Genomic DNA, 23,737 nt, shown 5'->3' on the forward strand with positions numbered 1-23,737 from the left:
GCCCCATAGCAACCTATGGGTTATTCGACTTCAATACTTTTCACTTTCAGTGAATCGCCTGCATCAACCCGCAGACGATCGCCCTGACATAGTGGACACTGCGCATCATGCTGGGTGATTTCCACAACCTGACTGCAATCCCAGCACCATGCCTGGGCTGGTTTGTAATCAATATGCAGCTCACACCCTTGCGCCAGCGTGCCCTGACAGACGATGTCGAAACTGAAACGGACGGCGCTCTCTTCAACGCACGAGAGCGCTCCGATTTCCAGCCAAACGCCGGTTACACGTTTGACACCGTGCTGCTCTGCCTGCTGTTGAACAATCTCAACCGCGCTCTGACAAAGGGACAGCTCATGCATTTTCGCAGTTCCGACGACCCAGCAGCAGCGCGCGGCGATTTAGCTGCGGCGCATTCGGATCGCTCACCGGCAGCGATAACAGCATGCGCGCGCAATCGTCAGTCAGACGCACACCTTCTTGCGCCGACATACTGTGCGAAAGCGGCGACATCAGTGAACAGGAAAGGTATTGCGATACGCCCTCCAGTTCACCAACGGTAAAGGTCATCTCGCCATACGGCAGACGCAACCCGATTTTTTCACTGACTTTACGCACCGGCCAGATCTGGTCCGGTCCGGGGAAAATCAGTGCGCTGAGCATCCAGGGTGTGATAACACACCCCGTCCACTGTCCTTCAAACAGCGTAAAATCAGAGACATATACCGGCATGTTCGGATGCAAGAACGAGAGGTCGTGCATCGAACGCCGGGCAACCTCTTCAAACGCTGCCTGAATCTGCGTCTTCGGGGCCGTCTGAAAACCGACAAACTCCTCAGACATGAGCCGCCTCCCGAGGGATCGCTTCAACGCCTGATTCGCGAAGCGCGGCAAGAACCTGCTCCAGCGCAGGTTCAATCATCGCTTCAACCGTTGGCGTTAGCCCGATATGCGGTTCCAGCGATTCCGGAATAACGCCGACTAAGGTCAGCTTTTTCGGAAACTCGCCGGTAAAACGCAGGGCCGACAATACGTCGGCCAGGCCAAGCTGGTGCGGTGAGATTTTGTTGGTAAACAGCGCTGGGATCTCTTCATCCCGCAGGACCATCATCGTTCCTGGCGTGTTTTTCTTCGACACAATGGCGTCAGCAATGATCAGATGATCTCTGTTCGCCATATCGCCGAGAAGCTCCATCCCAGCCGTACCACCGTCCAGAACATCAACAAAGTCTGGCAGGATGTACCGTTGCTCTAATGCCTCAACGATACGTACCCCGATGGCTTCGTCGGTCAGCAAAATATTGCCGACCCCTAAGACTAATATCCGCATTACAGAACCTTAACTGAGACCACTTCGTTCCCGTCAACGTCCACCACATGCACCGCACATGACATACAAGGGTCGAAGGAGTGAATGGTACGAACCACTTCCAGCGGTTTGTTTGGATCGGCAATCGGCGTACCTACCAGCGAGCGCTCATACGGTCCCACTTCATCATTAAAGTTACGTGGGCCAGAGTTCCAGGTTGACGGTACAACCGCCTGGTAGTTGCTGATAATGCCGTCTTTAATCACCATCCAGTGAGACAGCATACCGCGTGGCGCTTCGAGGAAACCAACACCTTTGAATTCGCCTGTTGCCGGAATATCCGGTTTCACGAAGGTGGTGTGGTCGCCTTTACCGATGTTCACAATCAGTGCATTGTACTGATCCTGCAGAACGTTCTGCAGTTCACAGCAGTGAACGGTACGGCCAATAATACGGCCCAGCGTAGAGTGCAACTGCGACACTTCGATAGTTTTACCGGTCAGCTTGGTGTAAATCGCGATGATTTCATTCAGCTTGGCATGAGTAGACTCGCGTTTGGCTGCCAGTTTACACAGCATGTTGGCCAGCGGACCCACTTCAACCGTTTTGCCGTAGAAGGTCGGCGCTTTAACCCAGGAGTATTTGCCGTCATCTGACCAACCGGTGTAATCAGGAACCGTTGTGCCTTCCCACGGAGCCTGCGGCGCTTCGTCTTTGTACCACGCGTGTTTCGCACTCTCCTGAATCCCTTTGATCAGGTACTCATCGGAGTGAGAGGTGATCGGACGATAGGTCGACAGATCAGCATCGGAGATATAACCGCCCGGGAACAGGAAGCTGCCGTTTTTACCGTCTGTCGGGAATTCCGGCGCACTCAGATAGTTAACCGCACCCTGACCACGTTCCAGCCACTCAGGATAGAACGCAGCAATAACCGCGGTATCAACCTTGTACACCTGCTCAACGAAGTCGCTCAGCTTATCGATGAAGGACTTGATGTACATCAGGCGTTCAAGGTTCAGCACGCCGAGACCGTCAAGGTTAATTGGGTTAGCAACCCCACCTACCGCCAGGTTCTGGATGTGCGGCGTTTTACCGCCCAACAGTGCCACAACGCGGTTGGCATCACGCTGGCATTCCAGCGCTTGCAGGTAGTGTGCGACCGCAATCAGGTTCACTTCCGGCGGCAGCTGCATTGCCGGGTGACCCCAGCAACCGTTAGCAAAAATGCCTAACTGACCGCTGGCAACAAGATCTTTGATCTTGTTCTGAACCTTGGTGAACTCTTCTGCGCTGTTCAGGTGCCAGGAGGACACGCCGTTCAGCATGGCAGACGCTTTCGCTGGGTCAGCTTTCAGGGCAGAGGTGATATCCACCCAGTCCAGCGCAGACAGCTGATAGAAGTGAACAATGTGGTCATGCGTGGTGTGCGCGGCCAGAATGATGTTACGGATATACTGTGCGTTCACCGGAACATCAATATTCAGCGCACTTTCTGCTGCACGAACGGAAGAGATAGCGTGAGTGGTCGTACAAACACCACAGATACGCTGCACAATCATCCAGGCATCGCGCGGATCGCGGTTTTTCACGATCTCTTCCATGCCGCGCCACATGGTACCGGAAGCCCATGCTTTAGATACCACGCCATTTTCGATTTCGCAGTCGATGCGTAAATGACCCTCAATACGGGTTACCGGATCAATAGTAATTCTCTGGCTCATGCTTTGCTCGCCTCATGACGATTTTGATCGTTTTGTTTTAAAGGAGGAAGTATCGGCAGTAGACGAATGAGTACGATGTATGCACAAATCTCAATAGCCACAAAACCAATAGAAATCAACAGCTCTTCCCAGGTCGGGAAGTAGTGGTAGCCACCACCAGGATTGAACGCCACCAGCGAATAGGACAGACGCCATGTTGCACAACCCAGCAACGCGCTCAGCGCAGACAGATACAGCATGCGCGAGTCATTACGCAGCTTAGTGACGCGCAGCACCACCAGTGGGAAGACCATCAGCACGACTTCAAGCCAGAACATCAGGGAGTAAAGATCGCCTGAGAACGCATAGGACAGCTTGTCGCGATAGATCAGTTCGCCAAAGCGCAGGACGACGAAAATCGCCAGCAGCACGCTGATGGTATTCGTCAGCTTGATGAACAAACTTTTCTCGTCCGGACCGTTACCTTTCAGACCGGCTTGTACCAACGAGCCTTCAAAGATGACGATCGAGAAGCCCATAATAAAGGCGGTTAATACCGAGAAAAGCGGCAGCATTTCATAAGCTTGCCATAGCGGATGCACCTTATAACCCGCAGAAATCATCAATGAACCCATTGAAGACTGGTGCATGGTTGGCAGCAGCGCGCCGAGGGCAATAATAAAGAACATCACTTTATTCAAACGTTTGAGGGAAACTTTCCACCCCAAGCGTTCAAACAGAGCCGGAGCAAATTCCAGCGCCATGATGCCGATATAGATGGTCATACAGACCGCCGTTTCGAACAGTACCGAGTTCACGTTGAAGTGGCCCGGAATGTAGAAATACGGCAGGTTCCAGTAACGACCGACGTCAATGGTGATCGACAGACCACCCAACGAGTAGCCAAACAGACTCGCCAGCAGCGCCGGACGAACCAATGGATGGTATTGTCCTCTGTTGAAAACGTACACCGCCCACGCCAGCGCCCAACCACCGCACGCGAAGCCAGTACCAATCAACAGGTCAAACGCGATCCATACACCCCATGGGAAACCGCCGTTCAGATCGGAGACTGAGCCCAGTCCGAAGACCAGACGTTTCACGATCAGGAGCATACACAGGACGATAAGCGGCCCAAAAATAATGACCGGTTTGCTGATTATTTTTCCGCCCAGCGGTTTAGGATCATGACTCATGATCGTCTCCTCCATCGTGATGGTCGTTTTTCGTGTTACGACGAACCAGCACGGTTAAGCCCGCCAGCGCAGCCAGGGGTAGTATCATGCCCTTGTACAGGGAATGTTGAACATGTTCGGAACGCGCACCAGTTGAAAGATCATCCAGCTTCGGCAGATCCAAATCCTCGTAAGGAACACCCGTCAGTACCATAACCTGCGTACCACCACCTTCTTTCTCACCGTACAGGTGCGGGTAGTACTTCGGTACCGTATGCAGATAGGTATCGCCTGCTTTCACCGTCTGACGCGGATAGTGGTATTCGCTACCTGGCTTCAGCGCGAGACGTTTTTTCGCCTCAGCCATCAGCTCTTCACGCGTACCAAAAATCACCGCACCGGCAGGGCACACTTCAACACAACCCGGTAAACCACCTTTGTCCAGACGCTCAACGCCTTTCTGGTTACACAGTTCACATTTGTGAAGCGCACCAAACGGGTTGTTGTAATCGTACTTAGGCACGTTGTACGGGCAGGCGACCATGCAGTAACGACAGCCCGTGCAGACATCTTTGTCATAATGGACGATGCCGGTTTTCGGATCTTTCTTCAGCGCGGAGACCGGGCAAACGGAAACGCAGTTCGGATCAACACAGTGCATGCACTGTTTCTTGATGTATGCGTAACCATTTTCTTCCTGGTCTTTGTTAACGCCTGTTCCGCTACGCCACACCTGAATGATGTTATTGGTATACGGCGACAGTTTGTCGTTGTTCGACCAGGTTTGCTCGCCTTCCGGGTTACGCGCCGGGAAGTTGATATCCTGACACTTGGTGACACAGGCCTGGCAGCCTACGCACAGCGTCGAGTCATAGAGCATCCCAAGAGAACCAGGGATCGGCGGACGGTTTTCTGCAGCCGCATGGCTGATGGACGGCGCGGCGCCCAACAGCAATGCCCCGCTGGAGGCTGCTTTAATAAAGTTACGTCTGTTCACGGTTATTCTCCCCGTGAGTCAGCGTTATCTTTCTTCTGCTGACGCCCCAGTTCACGAACCGCCATCACGCTGACGCCGGCAACCAGTCCTACTACGCCACCCAGCAGTCCAATCGCTCCGGCAGAAACATTGCCGCCTTCTTTCATGTTGACGTCAGGTTTCTCGGAACGCGGCGTTTGGTTTTCTACATGAGCAAGCTGGTGAATACCTTTATGGAAGCCGACGCCTTCTTCGTTACAGCCGTAGCAAGGGTGACCGATAGCCACCGGCCACACGCCGCCCACATCGCAGAATTGCAGCGTTGAGCAGTTGCCGTAGGTTTCTGGTCCTTTACAGCCCAGATGGTAGAGGCACCAACCTTCACGGTGGCCTTCATCACCAAACTCTTTAGCAAAACGACCAGCATCGAAGTGCGGGCGACGTTCGCAGTGTTCGTGAATCAAACGGCCATAGGCGAATGTCGGACGGTTTTTGGTATCCAGCTTCGGCGGCTTACCATAAGTGATGATATGCGCGACCGTTGCGAGGAAGTTATGCGGGTTCGGCGGACAGCCGGGGATGTTGATGATGGTTTTGCCTGGCAGAACTTCTTGCAGGCCGACGGCACCCGTTGGGTTAACGCCAGCGGCAGCAACACCACCCCACGCGGCGCAAGAGCCGATGGCAATGATAGCGGCTGCGCCTTCTGCGGCCCGGCGGATGTGATCCACGATCGGCTCACCGGCAACCATGCAGTAAATACCATTATCTTTCAGTGGGATAGAACCATCTACTACCAGAACATATTGCCCTTTGTATTTCTCCAGAGCGTTATGTTTGTTCTCTTCAACCTGATGGCCGAAGGCGGCAGAGAGCACCTCATGGTATTCCAGAGAGATTGTCTCCAGAACGAGGTTTTCCACTGTAGGGTGTGTCGCGCGAAGCAGCGATTCAGTACAACCCGTACACTCCTGAGCACCAATCCAGATAACCGGTGGGCGCTGAGGACGAGAAACTGATTCGGCCATTTCTGCGGCGGCTTTGCTACTGAGCCCCATGGTAGCGGCCAGTGCTGCACAAAGCTTCATGAAATCACGGCGATTAATGCCGCTCGAATTGATGAGAGAGTTATCTCCAGTCATTTTATAGTTATTCCGTTGCGAAGACCTGGCTTTTATTTTGCACCATTCGCATGTTGCATATTGCGATCGGCGCGCCATTACCACACTTTTTATATGGTTATGTGCATTATAATACTTCGGCGGAGCAACAAAACGAAGGCGTAGGTCAATAGTGTAATTAATTAAAGCAAGATAATACCCCTTTCGGATCAAGCTTCGAGTCGATAGCCGGCCATGAAAAACCGAATTGTTGTACTGGACTGGTTCTCTTTAAAGAAATCCATCACCATCTCTTTATCCAGCCCATAACGGCGCGTCAGGATCCCTGCTTCCCACGCGCTGAGCTGTCGATCGCCCGTTTTTTCAAACATTCGATGTGAAAATCCCAGCACAAAACCACGCTTATAATCCGCACAAAAATTCGCCACTGAGCGTGCACTGTCCGCACTTGAGGCGTTTAATCCGGCCATCAGACCTTTACCAAAATGGTTGTCCATGCATAACCTCCAATCGCTATATAATAAATTATATAGCGATTTTTTAAGCAAAGATCAGAGGTATCACGAACTTTTTATAACGGCTTAAAAGGACACCCACTCATCCGTTTTAGCGGCCGCAGACGTTTTGCTGTCTGCTGAAGAGGAAGTGGTTTGGCTGGCTGCGTATTGCACATCATTAGCGGAAAGGCGGAACTGTTGCACCGAGCGTTGCAGCTCCTCTGTTTGTCGTTCCAGCGCCACTGCCGCGGCGGAAACTTGTTCTACCAGCGCAGCATTCTGTTGCGTTACGCTGTCCATCTGCGTGATCGCCACGCTCACCTGCGAGATACCCTTATTCTGTTCTTCCGAGGCAGAGGCAATTTGCTTCATGATGACAGTCACTTCGGTGGCGCCGCGCAGAATCGCCTCCATGGTTAATCCTGTTTCTTTAACCAAACGAGCACCCTGATCAACACGACGCGATGACTCGCCAATCAGCGTCTCAATCTCTTTCGCCGCCCCGGCGCTGCGACTGGCAAGGTTACGTACTTCACCGGCGACGACGGCAAAACCGCGCCCCTGCTCGCCTGCCCTGGCTGCTTCAACCGCCGCGTTCAGCGCCAGAATGTTGGTCTGGAAAGCAATGCTATTAATAACTGACGTGATTTCCGCAATCTGTTTAGAGCTGGCGGCAATGCCGTCCATCGTCTCTACCACTTCTGAAACCAGCGTGCTCCCTTTGCCTGCCGTTTCTGTGGCCGTATCGGCAAGCAGGCTGGCTTCACGCGCATTTTCTGCGTTCAGTTTTACCGTTGCGGTCAGTTGCTCCATGCTGGCAGCGGTCTCTTCCAGTGCCGCAGCCTGCTCTTCAGTACGTGAGGAGAGATCGTTATTCCCGGTGGAAATTTCCGTCGCCCCTCGCCAGATGTTGTCACTACCTGAACGGATGGTACTGACGGCTTCACGCAGGCTATCCTGCATCGCGCACAATAACGGCACCAGTTGACCCACACAGTTACGACCAAAATCTTCGATGGGATGGCTAAGATCGCCCTGCGCAATCTGCTGGAACTGTTGGCGAATACGTCCCAGCGGTTTCACCATCATGGAAACAAGGTAGCGGTCGGTAAAGAAAAGGAGGGCAATCCCAAGGATCACGGCGGTGATAATTAGCGTCCGGATGATAGAGGTTTTGCCATCGACCATCACGCGGGTGGTATCGAGTCGCTCACCTGCCGTGGCGTTAAAACGCTCGGCACTGGCGCCAAATTCACGGCTCAACGCGGGTGTAACAGTGCTGGCATGCTCAGCAAAGGCCGTAAGCGTTCCCTGCTGCGCCAGTTGCATTTGCGGGATCACGCCGTTGTCCAGCAGCGCCTGCCACTTCGTCAGTACTGCGTTAGCGATGTCAGGATCCATTGGTCCCGGAGACAACGTTTTCATCTCCTGGAGTTTTTTGCTCATATTCTCCAGGGACTGTTGCGCTGGCGCAAAATCAGGCGTTCCGCCACTCATTTTGACATCCATGGCGCGACTTAAGCGCGTTACGAAGCGAAAGTACTGATCGTTGCCCTGACTGAGAACCGTCATCTGATGGACAAGATGACGGTCAATATCATTGCCTTCAGATATTTTTGATAACGAATGAAGACTGAATAAACCCACGCCCGACCAGAGCAGGCAAAAAAGTCCCAGTATTGCCAACATGACAATACGAATAGTGAAGTTTTTCAGCAAACGCATAATAATTTCCTTGCCGTTGATGAGGAATTCGCCATCAGGCGATACTTATCCTTGTTATCGGCAGGCAGTAGAGAAGATATAATGCGTTCTTTATTTTTTTACTTTCTTAAGTACACCCACTCTCTCTCCACACTATATCAATATGAATGCTAATGAAATTAGGTAGCATTATTATTCAGGTAATTAGTTATAAGCATTAAATAATCTATTGTTTTCTATCGCAAATATTTGTTAAACCACGCAAGAGTACGTTCCCAGGCTAAATCAGCGGCAGCTTTATCATAACGGGGGGTCGAATCGTTGTGAAAGCCATGATTAACGCCGGGATAGATATAGGCTTCATAGACTTTCTTATTGGCCTTAAGCGCCGCTTCATAGGCAGGCCATCCCTCATTAATACGTGTGTCTAATTGCGCATAGTGCAGTAATAAAGGCGCGTTTATTTTGGGGACATCTGATGCAGGAACCTGCCGCCCATAAAAAGGCACCGCGCAGGCCAGTTCAGGGAAAGCCACAGCAGCGGCATTCGACACACCACCACCGTAGCAAAATCCGGTGATACCTACCTTTCCCGTCGTCCCTGAATAATGTTGCATAAATTCAATGGCGGCAAAAAAATCATTCATCAACTTTACGGGATCAACCTGCTGCTGCAATTCCCGACCTTTATCATCATTGCCAGGATATCCCCCTACCGAACTTAATCCATCCGGCGCAAGTGCCATAAAGCCCGCCTTCGCCACCCGTCTCGCCACATCTTCAATATACGGATTCAGCCCACGATTCTCATGCACTACCACCACCGCCGGAACTTTCCCTGTCACCTTCGCAGGTTTAACTAAATACCCCCGCACATCACCATGCCCTTCAGGCGAAGGATAGGTAATATATTCCGCCAGAATATCGGGATCGGTAAATTCTACCTGCGTTGCGAGGGCATAGTTGGGTTTCAATAAATTGAATAAAGCCAACGCCGTCATGCCACCCACTGCATATTTCGCTGCCAGATTGAGAAACTCGCGTTTCGTTATTTTGCCATGCGCGTAATAGTCATAGTAGTCGAGCAGTTCTTGCGGAAAATCTTTGGCAGTCAAACGCGGCATCGTCGCACTCCTGATTGATGTTTTTTTAAGCAAAGCACAGTGACCTGTTTTTGCCCAGTTTTTCATCTCAGTGTGACCTGGTGAACGGGATATTCACCATGAACCCGCTAGAATAGAAACGTTGTTTCGAAATTCACCTGCACTAAGGAGATCTCATGGCCTGGTTTGCCAATCCTGAACGTTACGAGCAGATGCTCTATCGCTACTGTGGGCGCAGCGGTTTGCGTTTACCCGCGCTATCGCTGGGTTTATGGCACAGTTTTGGGCACGTTCAGGCGCTGGATTCACAGCGCGCCCTGTTGCGTAAAGCATTTGATTTAGGCATCACGCATTTTGATTTAGCCAATAACTATGGGCCGCCACCAGGCAGCGCAGAAGAGAATTTTGGCCGATTACTGCGCGAGGATTTTGCACACTATCGCGATGAACTGATTATCTCCACCAAGGCAGGCTATGACATGTGGCCTGGGCCATACGGTTCTGGCGGTTCGCGCAAATACCTGCTCGCCAGCCTCGACCAGAGTCTGAAACGCATGGGTCTCGACTATGTCGATATCTTCTACTCTCACCGCGTTGACGAAAATACGCCAATGGAAGAGACCGCCTCGGCGCTGGCCCACGCCGTGCAAAGCGGTAAAGCGCTGTATGTCGGCATCTCATCCTATTCTCCGGAACGTACGCAGAAAATGGCCGAGCTGATGCGGGAATGGAAAATTCCATTGCTGATCCATCAGCCGTCTTACAACCTGCTTAACCGCTGGGTAGACAGCAGCGGCCTGCTGGATACGCTGGAATCCAACGGCATGGGCTGCATCGCATTTACGCCGCTGGCTCAGGGACTGCTGACGGGGAAATACCTTAACGGTATTCCGGAAGGTTCACGCATGCAGCGTGAAGGGAAAAAAGTTCGTGGGTTAACGGAAAACATGCTGACGGAAGAAAACCTTACCAGCCTGCGTTTGCTTAATGAGATGGCGCAACAGCGTGGACAGTCGATGGCACAAATGGCCTTAAGCTGGCTGCTAAAAGACAACAGGGTAACGTCGGTATTGATTGGCGCCAGTCGACCGGAGCAACTGGAAGAAAACGTTCAGGCGCTGGCGAATCTGACGTTCAGCGCCGAAGAACTGGCGCAGATCGATAAGCACGTCGCGGACGGTAAGCTGAACCTGTGGCAGGCCTCATCTGACAAATAGCCGTAGGTAATCCCGTGCCGGGTGGCGGCGTTAGCCTCCCCGGTACGTAATACGGGCCAGCCAGCTCCTCACACCTCTTCTGCTTTGATTTCTGGGCGCTGATATTCCGGCCACACCAGCGCGACAAGTGCAGGATAGGCTTCCAGGCTGAACTCCCTGAAGCACTGACGTAAGTTAAGCACGTCCAAATCGGCATGCGGGACTTTCTCGCCACTCAGACAGCGTTTTTTAATATTGTCGTAATATTTATACACCGCAGAGTTGAGATCGCTGCAACGCCGCTGTGCATCAAATAGCCCTGGCGTCTCATTCAGCTCCACCATTGTCATCCGTTTGATCGTCGAGTGGATAAAATCGATATATTCGTGATTGACACGCCAATACCAAACCGGAGTAATCGAATTCATCAGTACCGAGAAATGATCTTCACCCTCTTCTTTACTCAGTATTTCCGGCTGGTTTTCAGCGTATCCATTTTCTGCATTACGGTTTTTATTTGCACTGCGCATCAACAAAAGTACCCCGCAGGTCAGCAATAGCAGGGTAATAACAGAATAAAATATACTGTTCATATACTGGCTCCATTTTTTTTGATTTTAAAATTACGCCATGCTATTGTCAACGCGGCATGGTTTATTTAAAACAACATATCATTGGCATCAAAGGATATTTCAACATGCTTCCCGAGCATCTTGTTCCCTCGCGTTTTCACTTATCCAGCTCACCTGACAATACCACCTCCACAGATAATAGTGAAAATTTGACTCAGGGGAAGATAACATTAAGCGATTACGAATCCGACATTTTGATTAGCTCTGCTGCTACCGGCCAGTCACGAAATATGCTATTTGAAGAGTGCGACCGCCATTTAAAAGAGCGCCTATTTCGTGCAGCAAAAATTGAGTCATTCTCTCGCCTGCTCAATTCACTACAGGCAGAAGGCGACATTAATGCACAAGAATTAAGTAAAATTTTGACTCAAAAAACAGCCATCATAAATGAACAGGGCAACAAAATTTGGCTTAATTTAATTACCCGTGAAACCAGCGACCCTATTTTTTATTCTCTGGAAGAGAAATAAAATGAAAGATGTTGAGGATAATAATGTTTATTTGGCTTTAGATAACCATAAAAGCGATGAGTTTGTCTTAAAGCAAAATTTAGCCGTGTTGATTGCCAATAAAAACGCGACACTGGAAAGCGTTGCTCAGGAGATAGTCTCTATTCCCGCTGCACTGGTGCGGATGAAATGGCAAAATCGCCGTGAAATTTACTCGCTACAGGCTAAAGAAGAGATCTACGGTGCCGCGATCGAAGCCATTATGGAGCAGCAACCAGAACTGCGGGACAAAATCATGGCCCGACTGGAAAGCACCTACCAGCATATACTCGCGCGGGAAACGGCCACCTTACGCCTGACGCGAAAGCTGTCTGAAGGGAACTACGAACCCACCAGGATAACCACGGTCGCGTTAGATGAGAACAGATAAGAACAAGTGTGCGAGGGAGTTGAATCAGGGGAGACACGCCGGGTAAGGCGGCAACCATTACCCGGCAATGAGGAAGATTACTTCGCTTTCACAGTCTCTTCGCCAACCAGACCAATCTTCAGGAAGCCCGCCTGATGCAGCGTATCCATCACCTTCATCATGGTCTCATAATCAACGGTTTTATCTGCCCGGAAGAAAATCGTGGTGTCTTTCTTCCCGTCAGTTAACGCATTTAGCTCGTTAATCATGGTTTCATCCGTCACCTGATTGTTGCCAATAAACATACTCTTATCGGCTTTAACTGACAGGTAAACCGGTTTTTCCGGACGCGGCTGCGGCGTGCTGGTGGAGGCAGGGAGATTCACCTTCACATCTACGGTTGCCAACGGCGCGGCAACCATAAAGATGATCAATAAAACCAACATAACGTCGATAAACGGCGTCACGTTGATTTCATGCATTTCACCGTTATCGTCCAGGTTTTCATTAAAGCTCATTGCCATGGAACATTATCCTACACGTAATTTCTGCGCTGCACGTACCGGATGCGCGGATGCGCTTGCATTCAGGTCCAGATCGCGACTTTGCAACAACAGCACCTGTGCCGCGACATCGCCCAGCATCGCTTTATAGCTGCCAATCTGACGTGCGAAAATGTTGTAGATAACAACCGCTGGAATTGCTGCAACCAGACCAATTGCGGTCGCTAACAGCGCTTCTGCGATACCCGGCGCAACAACGGCGAGGTTGGTCGTTTGAGTTTGTGCAATCCCGATGAAGCTATTCATGATGCCCCATACGGTACCGAACAGACCGACGAATGGAGAGATAGCCCCGATGGTGGCCAGGTATCCGTTACCGCGGCCCATATGACGACCTACCGCCGCCACACGACGCTCCAGACGGAAGCCGGTACGCTCTTTAATGCCTTCGTTATCGTCGCTGCCTTCTGACAGTTCCAGCTCGTTCTGCGCTTCGTTAATCAACTGTGCGCCCAGGCTTTTGCCATCGAATCCTGCGGCAATTTCACTTGCCTGATCTAAAGAGCGGGCTTCCGCCAGCAGTTGCTGTTCACGCTTAAGGCGGCGTTTCTGAGTAAAGAACTCAAGGCTCTTACTAAAGAAGATAGCCCAGGTGACCACTGACGCCAAAATCAGCCCAATCATCACGCACTTAACCACGATATCGGCGTGCTGATACATACCCCAGACGGAAAGATCCGTCTGCATCAAATTATTACCCACTCTGTATCTCCAGGACGCAAATCACAAAATCTGAGCGTAATCATATCAAAACGACGTCGAATTGATAGTCGTTCTCATTACTATTTACATATTGCCGCACCTTTGGTTTCTTTTCCTTGCGCTTACGCAGTAAAAAAGTCACCAGAAGCATTTTGAGATTATTTTCTACTGTATGACCGTTCTGCAGGATGCGTCATCTTTGATTCATGGTAGTTTAGACATCCAGACGTATAAAAACAGGTAAGACAACATGGCAGATAAACAACTTGAAACCAAACTCGTTCACGCAGGACGCAGTAAAAAGTACACGCTGGGCTCGGTAAATAGCGTGATCCAGCGCGCTTCTTCGCTGGTATTTGACACCGTAGAGGCCAAAAAACAGGCCACGCACAACCGGGCGAACGGTGCGCTTTTCTATGGGCGTCGCGGAACCCTGACGCATTTCTCTCTGCAGGAAGCGATGTGCGAACTGGAAGGTGGTGCGGGTTGCGCGCTCTTCCCCTGCGGTGCGGCGGCCGTTGCCAACACCATCCTTGCCTTTGTGGAGCAAGGGGATCATGTGCTGATGACCAATACCGCCTATGAACCCAGTCAGGATTTCTGCACCAAAATTCTCGGCAAGCTCGGCGTGTCCACCGGCTGGTTCGATCCGCTGGTTGGCGCCGATATCGTTAAGCACATACAGCCGAACACGAAAGTCGTATTTCTGGAATCTCCCGGCTCTGTCACTATGGAAGTGCATGATGTTCCAGCTATTGTTGCCGCCGTCAGAAGCGTCGCGCCGGATGCAATCATCATGATTGATAACACCTGGGCTGCCGGGGTGCTGTTCAAAGCGTTGGATTTTGGCATTGATATCTCTATTCAGGCAGGCACCAAATATCTGATTGGTCATTCTGACGGCATGGTCGGCACGGCGGTATCTAATGCCCGCTGCTGGGATCAACTGCGCGAAAATGCCTATCTGATGGGGCAAATGCTGGACGCCGATACCGCCTATATGACCAGCCGTGGACTGCGTACGCTGAGCGTTCGCCTGCGTCAGCACCATGAAAGCAGCTTAAAGGTCGCCGAGTGGCTGGCCAGCCATCCGCAGGTCGCCCGCGTGAACCACCCGGCACTGCCCGGCAGTAAAGGGCATGAATTCTGGAAGCGTGATTTTACCGGCAGCAGCGGCCTGTTCTCCTTTGTATTGAATAAGAAGCTCAATAATGAGGAGCTTGCTGCGTATCTGGATCACTTCAGCCTGTTCAGTATGGCCTACTCCTGGGGCGGTTTTGAGTCGCTGATTCTCGCCAACCAGCCGGAACACATTGCGGCAATCCGTCCGCAAGGCGAGGTGGATTTCAGCGGAACGCTCATCCGTTTACATATCGGTTTAGAGAATGTTGACGATCTGATTGCCGATTTGGCCGCAGGATTTGCCCGAATCGAGTAAAATTGCCACAGATGGACATATATGCAGACACTTCTGGTGGAAAAGTCTGCAATTGTTGCGTCCGGGATCAAGGCATCCCGGGCAATTCAGGAGTACAATCCACACATAAACGCTGTTCCACAGGAAAGTCCATGGTAGTCATTCAAGATATTGTCTCCGCGCTCTGGCAACACGATTTTGCCGCACTGGCGGATCCGCACGTTGTGAGCGTGGTGTACTTCGTCATGTTCGCCACGCTGTTTTTAGAAAATGGCCTGCTGCCCGCCTCCTTTTTACCCGGAGACAGCCTGTTATTACTGGCAGGAGCGCTGATCGCTCAGGACGTGATGAGTTTTTTACCTACCATAGCTATTCTGACGGCCGCAGCCAGTCTGGGCTGCTGGCTGAGTTATATTCAGGGACGCTGGCTAGGCAACACGCGCACGGTGAAAGGCTGGTTGGCGCAATTACCGGAAAAATACCATCAGCGCGCGACCTGCATGTTTGACCAACACGGTCTGATGGCGCTGCTGGCAGGGCGTTTCCTGGCGTTTGTTCGCACCTTGCTGCCAACGATGGCGGGCATTTCAGGGCTTCCTAACCGTCGGTTCCAGTTTTTTAACTGGCTGAGTGGCCTGCTGTGGGTCACCGTCGTCACCAGTTTCGGCTATGCGCTGAGCATGATCCCGTTCGTTAAACGCCATGAAGATCAGGTGATGACCTTTCTAATGATCCTGCCGATTGCCCTGTTAACCGCAGGATTGTTGGGAACATTGTTCGTGGTGATTAAAAAAAAATACTGTAGCGCCTGAGTATTATCCGTAGCCGGGGTAATTCCCGGCATTATGCCTGATGGCGCGCGGCTTTAAGGCCTACAAGAAATCAACTCCCCTGCATCATACGAATTCTTGCCGCATCTTCCCCCGGCGTTACACCAAAGAAACGTTTGAACTCCCGACTGAATTGCGATGCGCTCTCATAGCCGACGCGCATGGCAGCCGCACTGGCCTTCATCCCATCGTGAACCATCATCATCCGTGCTTTATGCAGGCGATAGCTCTTAAGATATTGCAGCGGCGACGTGCTGGTCACCGCTTTAAAATTATGATGAAACGCCGACACGCTCATGTTCGCCTCTGCCGCCAGCTGTTCTACATTGAGGTTTTCGGTGTACTTGGTTTCAATCCGCTTCAGTACCCGGCTTATCAAACTGAAATGCGTCTGGCGACTGACCAGCGCAAGTAACGCGCCGCCGCGCGGTCCGGTCAGCACATGGTAGAGGATCTCGCGAATAATCTGTTTCCCCAGGATGCGCGCATCCAGCGGTCGCTCCATCACATCCAGCAGGCGCTCAGCAGCGCAGAGAATTTCGTCAGAGAGCGTTGCAGAGTTAATCCCGCTGGCCGCCATGGCGGGCTGGAACAGCTCGTCTTCCCCAATGTCCATCAACAGCTCCTGCAATTGCAGGATATCGACATTCAGATAAATACCGGCCAGAGGAACCTCCGGCGTCGCATAGGTTTCACATTCAAAGGGTAAAGGTACGGTTAGCAGCAGGTATTCGTTGGCGTCATAGCGAAATACGCGCTCATTGATGTAACCAATTTTATGTCCCGAAAAGAGAAATATGATGCCTGGCTGATACATGACCGGTGTACGCGCCGCCGGCTCCGTACCGTGTAGCAGGCGGACATCTGGCAGCAGTTCGTTAAGTCTATTTTCATTGTTTTTCAGCTGCTTAATTTTATCTGTCAGCAGAAGACAGATCTCATCACGGTTCATGGGGCACCATTTCATCATCGGTTTTCGACCCTGACATAATGCGCAGATTTATCCGTTTTCTCCAGCAGTCTGTAGAAATGGGCAAGACATCGGCAGAAATGAGCATTGAGAGCAGCGCGGCGGGCGACCACAATGTTCATCATCCGGCAGACACTCACCTGCCCTCTTTTATTACCCACCAAAGGGAACGAGCAATGAACAACTTTAATCTCCATACCCCAACACGTATTTTGTTTGGTAAAGGCGCGATTGCTGAGCTGCGCGATCAAATTCCTCAGGACGCTCGCGTACTGGTTACCTATGGCGGCGGCAGCGTGAAAAAAACTGGCGTCCTGGCACAGGTTCAGGACGCGCTGAAAGGCCTGGATGTGCTGGAGTTTGGCGGTATCGAGCCAAACCCGTCTTACGAAACGCTGATGAACGCAGTAAAAATCGTGCGTGATGAGAAAGTGACGTTTCTGCTGGCGGTAGGTGGCGGTTCAGTGCTGGACGGCACCAAATTCATCGCGGCAGCGGCACAGTACGCTGACGGCATCGATCCATGGCGCATTCTGGAAACCCATGGCAACGACGTAACAAGCGCCATCCCGATGGGATCCGTATTAACCCTGCCTGCAACCGGCTCTGAATCTAACTCCGGCGCGGTAATTTCGCGTAAAACCACCGGCGATAAACTGGCCTTTATGACCCCGTTTGTGCAGCCAGTGTTTGCCGTTCTGGATCCGGTTTACACCTACACCCTGCCGCCGCGTCAGGTTGCAAACGGCGTTGTGGATGCTTTTGTTCATACCGTGGAACAGTATGTGACTTATCCGGTAGACGGGAAAATTCAGGATCGCTTTGCCGAAGGCATTCTGCTCACGCTGGTAGAAGAAGGTCCGAAAGCCTTGCAGGAGCCGGAAAACTACAACGTGCGTGCGAACGTCATGTGGGCGGCAACCCAGGCGCTGAACGGCCTGATTGGCGCAGGCGTACCGCAGGACTGGGCAACGCATATGCTGGGCCATGAACTGACCGCAATGCACGGTCTGGATCATGCTCAAACGCTGGCCATCGTTCTGCCAGCGCTGTGGAATGAAAAACGTGATACCAAGCGTGCCAAACTGCTGCAATACGCAGAGCGTATCTGGAATATCACCGAAGGTTCCGACGACCAGCGCATCGACGCTGCCATTGCCGCTACCCGTGCTTTCTTCGAACAAATGGGCGTACCCACTCGCCTGTCTGACTATGGCCTGGACGGTAGCTCCATCCCGGCATTGCTGGAAAAACTGGAAGCACACGGGGGTACGCAACTGGGCGAACATCAGGATATTACGCTTGAAGTCAGCCGTCGGATTTACGAAGCTGCCCGCTAAGGTTTTTTAACCTCCGCCTTTCGTTTTTGGGTATTTATACCAGGCTTAAGTCACACCTAACTCACCGGGGCTTGCTCCGGTGAACTCAATTTACACCCAATCATTCATGATGCATCGAGGCGGCAATTAAGTGAATCCCCGGGAGCGTACATAAGTACGTGACCGGGGTAAACGCAAGCAGCCAACAAAGAGGCAGCCTGAAGGATTAAGTGTGGGGGGGAATTATGACCGGTCCAACCATTATCAAGCTACAGGATGGTAACGTCATGCCACAACTGGGCCTGGGGGTCTGGAAGGCAAGCAACGAAGAAGTCATCACCGCCATTCATAAAGCGCTGGAAGTAGGGTATCGCTCAATTGATACCGCTGCGGCGTACAAAAACGAAGAAGGTGTCGGCAAAGCAATACGCGATGCTGGCGTACCACGGGACGAGTTATTCATCACCACCAAGCTGTGGAATGATGACCAAAAACGCCCCCGGGAAGCCTTGCTCGAAAGCATGGAAAAACTCCAACTTGATTACCTCGATCTATACCTGATGCACTGGCCGGTTCCGGCGATCGACCACTACGTTGAAGCGTGGGAAAACATGATCGACCTGCAAAAAGAAGGGCTGATTAAGAGCATCGGCGTGTGCAACTTTCAGATCAATCATCTCCAGCGGTTGATGGATGAAACCGGCGTACCTCCGGTGATTAACCAGATCGAACTTCATCCGCTTATGCAACAGCGCCAACTGCACGCCTGGAACGCAACGCATAAAATCCAGACCGAATCCTGGAGCCCGCTGGCGCAGGGCGGCAAAGACGTCTTTGATCAAAAGATCATCCGTGACCTCGCTGAGAAATATGGCAAATCACCGGCGCAGATTGTCATCCGCTGGCACCTAGATAGCGGGCTGGTGGTGATTCCAAAATCGGTCACCCCTGCGCGTATCGCAGAAAACTTTAACGTCTGGGACTTCCGCCTGGATAAAGACGAATTAGGCGAAATCGCGAAACTCGATCAGGGCAAACGTCTGGGGCCAGACCCGGATCAGTTCGGCGGTTAACCCCTTCCCTCCAGCCCGACACTCTCGTCGGGCCTTTACTGATTTGAAATATCAGGAAACAATTCACACACATATATTGATGTATTTCTTGCAGTCGCTGGAGCAGCATTACGCAATATAACCTGTTAATTATTAAATAAATATATTTATTTGATGAATACATTCACCATATCCATAGGTGCGTAAACGTGACTGAGAAAAAAAGTAGCGGAGTCAAATGGCTCCCATTAATTCTTATAATATTCATTTCTGCCGGACTGTGGCAGCTTACTCCACCTTCCGGGCTAAGTGCGCCAGCCTGGCATTCGGCAATCATTTTCGTCGCGACTATTGCCTCTATCGTGGCAAAAGTTTTACCCATCGGCGCGGTCGGCATTATTGGGATTACGGTTTTTGCACTCGCCTATGCCGCCGGGGATAAAACCGCCAGCGGCGCTATCACCACGGCACTGAGTGAGCTGAACAGTTCACTTATCTGGCTTATCGTCGTGGCTTTTATGATTGCCCGCGGGTTTATCAAAACCGGCCTCGGACGACGCATTGCGCTGCAGATGATCCGTCTGCTCGGCAAGCGCACGCTGGGACTCGCCTATGGTCTGGCCTTTGCCGATCTGATCCTCTCCCCGGCAATGCCGAGTAATACAGCACGCTGCGGCGGCGTCATCTATCCGATTGCTGACTCTCTGGCACGCAGTTTCCATTCGAACCCGGAAGATGAGTCCCGCAGTAAAATCGGTACCTTTCTTATCACCTGTATTGGCAACGTCAACGACGTCACCGCCGCGCTCTTTATGACCGGCTATACCGGCAACCTGTTGGCGGTGAAGTTGGCGGCCAATGCGGGCGTCACGCTGACCTGGGGCGGCTGGTTTATGGCGGCGCTGCTGCCATGCCTGGTGTCCTTACTGCTGGTTCCACTGCTGGTCTACTGGATCGTGCGCCCGGAAATTAAACACACGCCGGATGCCCCTAACCTGGCGCGCAAAGAGCTGGCGGAAATGGGCAGTATGTCTCGCGGCGAATGGCTGATGCTGGCTACCGTCGGCGTACTGCTGGTGCTGTGGATTTTTGGCGATACGTTAGGCGTCGACGCCACCACTGCCTCGTTCGTGGGACTGTCCATTTTATTGCTAAGCGGCGTTCTGAGCTGGGAAGATGTGAAGAGCGAGAAAGGCGCATGGGACACACTGATTTGGTTTGCCGCGCTGTTGATGATGGCGAACCAACTGAAAAAACTGGGCTTCACCACCTGGTTTGGCAATCTGATCGGCGATAGCCTGAGCAGTACTATGCACGGTACCAGTTGGGTGATCGTCCTGCTGCTGCTGAACGCTGCCTACTTCTATACCCACTACTTTTTTGCCAGCGGTAATGCACAGATTGCCGCGCTGTACGCCGTTTTCCTTGGTGTCGGCCTGCATCTGAATATTCCAGCAGCCCCCACGGCATTAATGCTGGCCTTCACCAGCAGTTTGTACTGCTCGCTCACCCAGTACACCCATGCTCGCGGTCCAATCCTGTTTGGTGCCGGGTACGTTCCAACGGGCGTCTGGTGGCGTACAGGATTTATCATCAGCTTGTTTAACCAGGCGGTGTTTATCACCGTGGGTCTGATGTGGTGGAAGGTGTTGGGTCTGTACTAAACTGACTGCGTCCTGACGAATCACCTTACCTGCGGAGAAAAGGAATGACCTGTATTTTCTGTCAAATAGTTGAAGGTAAAGCACCCTGCCATAAGGTCTGGGAAGACGAGCATCATCTGGCTTTTCTGTCGATTTTCCCGAACACCGACGGTTTTACCGTGGTGATCCCGAAAAAGCATTATCCCAGCTATGCCTTCGATATGCCGCCGCAGGCACTGGCTGATCTGATGCTGGCGACCCAAAAAGTGGCTAAGAAACTGGATAAGGCTTTCCCGGATGTCAGTCGTACGGGGATGTTCTTCGAAGGTTTCGGCGTAGACCATGTGCACAGCAAATTAAGCCCCATGCATGGCACTGGCGATCTAACCCACTGGAAACCGATTGAAGCGCGGCAGAACAAATTTTTCGAGCAGTATGAAGGATATCTTTCTTCACACGATCATGAACGGGCGGATGATGCAAAACTGGCCGCATTAGCGGCCAGAATTCGTGAAGCATAAATACTGAGTCTCTCTGCCGGATGGCGGTTCAAGCACCTTATCCGGCCTACAAAATCGTGCTATTCGTAGACCTGATAAGCGTTTCACCACCGGGCAAGGCAGATTAGCGCCCTGCCACTTTCCCGCGTTTTTTGTTTGCGGCTGGCGTCTGGCGCTGATGCGCCACCGGTGTGTGCTTGGTCAATGCCGGGCGAGTATGACGGTTCTGGCGACGCGCTTCTCGCATCTCTTCCAGCGTAGGCGCCGGGACCAGACATTCGCGACGACCGCCGATCAGATGCTTTTTACCCATATCTTCCAGCGCCTGGCGGATTAACGGCCAGTTTGCTGGATCGTGGTAACGCAGCAGGGCTTTATGCAAACGACGCTGCTTATCACCTTTCGGCACCACCACATCTTCACTCTTATAACCAATTTTACCCAGCGGGTTTTTCCCGGTGTAATACATGGTTGTGGAGTTCGCCAACGGTGATGGATAGAAGTTCTGCACCTGATCCAGACGGAAACGACGTTGCTTCAACCACAACGCCAGATTCACCATATCTTCATCACGCGTACCCGGGTGCGCGGAAATAAAGTACGGGATCAGGTACTGCTCTTTACCCGCTTGTTTAGAGTAGGTATCGAACAATTCCTTAAAGCGATCGTAGCTGCCCATCCCCGGCTTCATCATCTTCGACAGCGGGCCTTCTTCGGTATGCTCTGGCGCAATCTTCAGATAGCCGCCAACGTGGTGGGTCGCCAGTTCTTTGATATAGCGCGGGTCTTCAACCGCGATGTCATAACGCACGCCCGAAGCGATGAGGATCTTTTTAATGCCTTTCAAATCACGCGCACGACGATAAAGGTTAATCGTCGGTTCGTGGTTGGTGTCCATATGCGGACAGATATCCGGGTAGACGCATGACAGACGACGGCAGGTCTGCTCCGCGCGCGGTGACTTACAGCGCAGCATATACATGTTCGCCGTTGGGCCGCCGAGGTCGGAAATCACGCCGGTAAAACCTGGAACGGTGTCGCGAATGGCTTCGATTTCATTGATGATCGAGTCTTCAGAGCGGCTCTGGATGATGCGACCTTCGTGCTCGGTGATCGAACAGAACGAACAGCCGCCAAAGCAGCCACGCATAATGTTGATCGAGAAACGGATCATCTCATAGGCCGGAATGCGGCTGTCGCCATACGCCGGATGCGGCACGCGTTTGTACGGCAGCGCAAAGACGCTATCCATCTCTTCGGTAGAGAGCGGAATGGCTGGCGGGTTGATCCAGATGTAGCGATCGCCGTGCTTTTGCATCAGCGCACGCGCACAGCCTGGGTTGGTTTCGTGGTGCAGGATACGCGACGCATGCGCATACAGCACTTTATCGCCCTTCACTTTTTCGAAGGACGGCAGCAGCACGTAGGTTTTTTCCCACGGTTTCGGGCGCGGCGGCTGTACGGTTACCGCTTTCGCTTCCTGCTTTTTCGGTGCGACCGGCTTGTTGTCAGCACACGGCAGATCTTCACCATACGGATGCGGGATCGGGTCAATCTTACCCGGCGTGTCGAGGCGCGTGGAATCCACCCCACTCCAGCCCGGCAGCGCTTCTTTAACCATAATAGCAGTGTTACGCACGTCGCGGATCTGATCGATGGTTTCGCCCATCGCCAGACGATGCGCCACTTCCACCAGCGGACGTTCGCCGTTGCCGAACATCAGCATGTCGGCTTTGGAATCCACCAGAACAGAGCGACGAACGGTATCGGACCAGTAGTCATAGTGCGCGGTACGGCGCAGGCTGGCCTCAATACCGCCGAGAATAACCGGCACATCTTTCCATGCTTCTTTACAGCGCTGGGTATAGACCAGCGTGGCGCGGTCCGGACGTTTGCCCGCAACGTTGTCCGGTGTGTAGGCATCGTCATGGCGCAGTCGGCGATCGGCGGTGTAACGGTTGATCATCGAGTCCATGTTGCCTGCGGTCACACCAAAGAACAGGTTCGGTTTACCCAAACGCATAAAATCGTCTTTGTTGTTCCACTCCGGCTGGGCGATAATCCCTACGCGAAAGCCTTGTGCTTCCAGCATACGTCCGCAAATTGCCATGCCAAAGCTGGGATGATCGACGTATGCATCGCCGGTAACCAGAATGATGTCGCAGCTATCCCAGCCAAGTTGGTCCATTTCGTCGCGTGACATCGGCAAAAACGGTGCCGGGCCAAAACAGGCAGCCCAGTACTGCGGCCAGGAGAAAAGGTCTCTGTCCGGCTGGATCAGGGATATTGCGCTCATAATGCTTCCAAAAATGGTAAAAAAATAATCAAAGGCCGAGGATTATACGCTGTATGTCGGCAAGAAATGAAGTGGAGTCTGAACCAGACCAGTAGAAAGTTATATAAATTGTTAAATTTTACGACGATCATTTTTATCGATCATAATTAAGACCATGCCGGCCAACTGAGA

General features: G+C 52.1%; 24 protein-coding genes. 9 read left to right on the forward strand and 15 right to left on the reverse strand.

What is annotated here, in order from left to right:
• Nucleotides 1–20: 20 nt before the first annotated feature.
• The 10 genes from hypA to yghX all read right to left on the reverse strand — a co-directional run bounded on the left by hypA (nt 21) and on the right by yghX (nt 9,609).
• Entirely contained in the window at nt 21–362 is a 342-nt protein-coding gene (gene hypA, locus SK38_RS18565; RefSeq protein WP_003828349.1) for a hydrogenase maturation nickel metallochaperone HypA, read from the reverse strand.
• A complete protein-coding gene (gene hybE / locus SK38_RS18570) occupies nt 355–843 on the reverse strand; it encodes a hydrogenase-2 assembly chaperone (protein ID WP_008785804.1) in 489 nt (162 codons plus the stop codon). The genes hypA and hybE overlap by 8 nt, the downstream gene beginning before the upstream one ends.
• On the reverse strand, nt 836–1,330 hold the full coding sequence (locus SK38_RS18575) for a HyaD/HybD family hydrogenase maturation endopeptidase (RefSeq protein WP_032944999.1): 495 nt from the start codon (nt 1,328–1,330) through the stop codon (nt 836–838). Before SK38_RS18575 ends, hybE begins: the two co-directional genes overlap by 8 nt.
• A complete protein-coding gene (gene hybC / locus SK38_RS18580; RefSeq protein WP_048236771.1) occupies nt 1,330–3,033 on the reverse strand; it encodes a hydrogenase 2 large subunit in 1,704 nt (567 codons plus the stop codon). Before hybC ends, SK38_RS18575 begins: the two co-directional genes overlap by 1 nt.
• Nucleotides 3,030–4,208: a Ni/Fe-hydrogenase cytochrome b subunit gene (gene hybB / locus SK38_RS18585; RefSeq protein WP_003828354.1), complete on the reverse strand. Its 1,179-nt coding sequence runs from the start codon at nt 4,206–4,208 to the stop codon at nt 3,030–3,032. Before hybB ends, hybC begins: the two co-directional genes overlap by 4 nt.
• Nucleotides 4,198–5,184 carry a hydrogenase 2 operon protein HybA gene (gene hybA, locus SK38_RS18590; RefSeq protein ID WP_003828357.1) on the reverse strand — a complete coding sequence of 329 codons (987 nt, stop codon included), beginning with the start codon at nt 5,182–5,184 and terminating at the stop codon, nt 4,198–4,200. Before hybA ends, hybB begins: the two co-directional genes overlap by 11 nt.
• Nucleotides 5,185–5,186: 2 nt before the next feature.
• Nucleotides 5,187–6,305, reverse strand: a complete 1,119-nt coding sequence (hybO, locus tag SK38_RS18595) for a hydrogenase 2 small subunit (protein WP_003024486.1) — start codon at nt 6,303–6,305, stop codon at nt 5,187–5,189.
• A gap of 188 nt (nt 6,306–6,493) precedes the next feature.
• Nucleotides 6,494–6,781, reverse strand: coding sequence for a DUF2623 family protein (locus SK38_RS18600; RefSeq protein ID WP_003024490.1), 288 nt, complete (start codon nt 6,779–6,781; stop codon nt 6,494–6,496).
• Between the two features lie 84 nt (nt 6,782–6,865).
• Nucleotides 6,866–8,506 (reverse strand): methyl-accepting chemotaxis protein, encoded by a 1,641-nt coding sequence (locus tag SK38_RS18605; RefSeq protein ID WP_048236772.1) that lies wholly within the window; start codon nt 8,504–8,506, stop codon nt 6,866–6,868.
• 215 nt (nt 8,507–8,721) lie between these two features.
• The gene (yghX, locus tag SK38_RS18610; RefSeq protein WP_020996329.1) at nt 8,722–9,609 is read right to left on the reverse strand and encodes a YghX family hydrolase; all 888 of its coding nucleotides are present in this window, start codon (nt 9,607–9,609) and stop codon (nt 8,722–8,724) included.
• Nucleotides 9,610–9,764: 155 nt separating this feature from the next.
• On the opposite strand from yghX, the gene SK38_RS18615 reads away from it, so the two are divergent.
• Complete coding sequence (locus SK38_RS18615) at nt 9,765–10,805, forward strand: aldo/keto reductase (protein ID WP_032945003.1); 1,041 nt, start codon at nt 9,765–9,767, stop codon at nt 10,803–10,805.
• Between the two features lie 68 nt (nt 10,806–10,873).
• Here SK38_RS18615 and SK38_RS18620 read toward each other — a convergent pair whose 3' ends face one another.
• Nucleotides 10,874–11,377 carry an ESA_00282 family adhesion-associated protein gene (locus SK38_RS18620; protein ID WP_008785809.1) on the reverse strand — a complete coding sequence of 168 codons (504 nt, stop codon included), beginning with the start codon at nt 11,375–11,377 and terminating at the stop codon, nt 10,874–10,876.
• Between the two features lie 104 nt (nt 11,378–11,481).
• Here SK38_RS18620 and SK38_RS18625 point away from each other — a divergent pair, with 104 nt between their 5' ends.
• Both SK38_RS18625 and SK38_RS18630 read left to right on the forward strand, forming a co-directional pair.
• Entirely contained in the window at nt 11,482–11,886 is a 405-nt protein-coding gene (locus SK38_RS18625) for a hypothetical protein (RefSeq protein WP_008785810.1), read from the forward strand.
• 1 nt (nt 11,887) lies between these two features.
• On the forward strand, nt 11,888–12,295 hold the full coding sequence (locus SK38_RS18630; protein ID WP_008785811.1) for a hypothetical protein: 408 nt from the start codon (nt 11,888–11,890) through the stop codon (nt 12,293–12,295).
• A 77-nt stretch (nt 12,296–12,372) separates the two neighbouring features.
• Here SK38_RS18630 and exbD read toward each other — a convergent pair whose 3' ends face one another.
• Complete coding sequence (gene exbD, locus SK38_RS18635) at nt 12,373–12,798, reverse strand: TonB system transport protein ExbD (protein WP_008785812.1); 426 nt, start codon at nt 12,796–12,798, stop codon at nt 12,373–12,375.
• Nucleotides 12,799–12,804: 6 nt separating this feature from the next.
• On the reverse strand, nt 12,805–13,539 hold the full coding sequence (gene exbB, locus SK38_RS18640) for a tol-pal system-associated acyl-CoA thioesterase (RefSeq protein WP_003024507.1): 735 nt from the start codon (nt 13,537–13,539) through the stop codon (nt 12,805–12,807).
• A gap of 250 nt (nt 13,540–13,789) precedes the next feature.
• Between exbB and metC the strand changes: the two genes are divergently transcribed.
• Nucleotides 13,790–14,977 carry a cystathionine beta-lyase gene (gene metC / locus SK38_RS18645; RefSeq protein WP_032945009.1) on the forward strand — a complete coding sequence of 396 codons (1,188 nt, stop codon included), beginning with the start codon at nt 13,790–13,792 and terminating at the stop codon, nt 14,975–14,977.
• Nucleotides 14,978–15,108: 131 nt separating this feature from the next.
• Nucleotides 15,109–15,768 carry a DedA family general envelope maintenance protein YghB gene (yghB, locus tag SK38_RS18650; protein WP_003024510.1) on the forward strand — a complete coding sequence of 220 codons (660 nt, stop codon included), beginning with the start codon at nt 15,109–15,111 and terminating at the stop codon, nt 15,766–15,768.
• Nucleotides 15,769–15,838: 70 nt separating this feature from the next.
• Here yghB and SK38_RS18655 read toward each other — a convergent pair whose 3' ends face one another.
• Nucleotides 15,839–16,738 carry an AraC family transcriptional regulator gene (locus SK38_RS18655; RefSeq protein ID WP_048215538.1) on the reverse strand — a complete coding sequence of 300 codons (900 nt, stop codon included), beginning with the start codon at nt 16,736–16,738 and terminating at the stop codon, nt 15,839–15,841.
• Between the two features lie 194 nt (nt 16,739–16,932).
• Between SK38_RS18655 and yqhD the strand changes: the two genes are divergently transcribed.
• From yqhD to SK38_RS18675, 4 genes are all read left to right on the forward strand, one after another.
• Entirely contained in the window at nt 16,933–18,096 is a 1,164-nt protein-coding gene (yqhD, locus tag SK38_RS18660; protein WP_048215537.1) for an alcohol dehydrogenase, read from the forward strand.
• Nucleotides 18,097–18,320: 224 nt separating this feature from the next.
• Nucleotides 18,321–19,148 carry a 2,5-didehydrogluconate reductase DkgA gene (gene dkgA, locus SK38_RS18665; RefSeq protein ID WP_008785816.1) on the forward strand — a complete coding sequence of 276 codons (828 nt, stop codon included), beginning with the start codon at nt 18,321–18,323 and terminating at the stop codon, nt 19,146–19,148.
• Nucleotides 19,149–19,336: 188 nt separating this feature from the next.
• Nucleotides 19,337–20,791 (forward strand): DASS family sodium-coupled anion symporter, encoded by a 1,455-nt coding sequence (locus tag SK38_RS18670; RefSeq protein WP_003828381.1) that lies wholly within the window; start codon nt 19,337–19,339, stop codon nt 20,789–20,791.
• Between the two features lie 44 nt (nt 20,792–20,835).
• Nucleotides 20,836–21,291 (forward strand): HIT family protein, encoded by a 456-nt coding sequence (locus SK38_RS18675; protein WP_008785817.1) that lies wholly within the window; start codon nt 20,836–20,838, stop codon nt 21,289–21,291.
• 103 nt (nt 21,292–21,394) lie between these two features.
• Here the strand turns inward: SK38_RS18675 and SK38_RS18680 are convergent, their stop codons facing one another.
• On the reverse strand, nt 21,395–23,566 hold the full coding sequence (locus SK38_RS18680; protein WP_003024532.1) for a YgiQ family radical SAM protein: 2,172 nt from the start codon (nt 23,564–23,566) through the stop codon (nt 21,395–21,397).
• Between the last annotated feature and the right edge of the window lie 171 nt (nt 23,567–23,737).

This window comes from Citrobacter sp. MGH110 (assembly GCF_001037515.1).
Classification (GTDB): Bacteria; Pseudomonadota; Gammaproteobacteria; order Enterobacterales; family Enterobacteriaceae; genus Citrobacter; species Citrobacter portucalensis.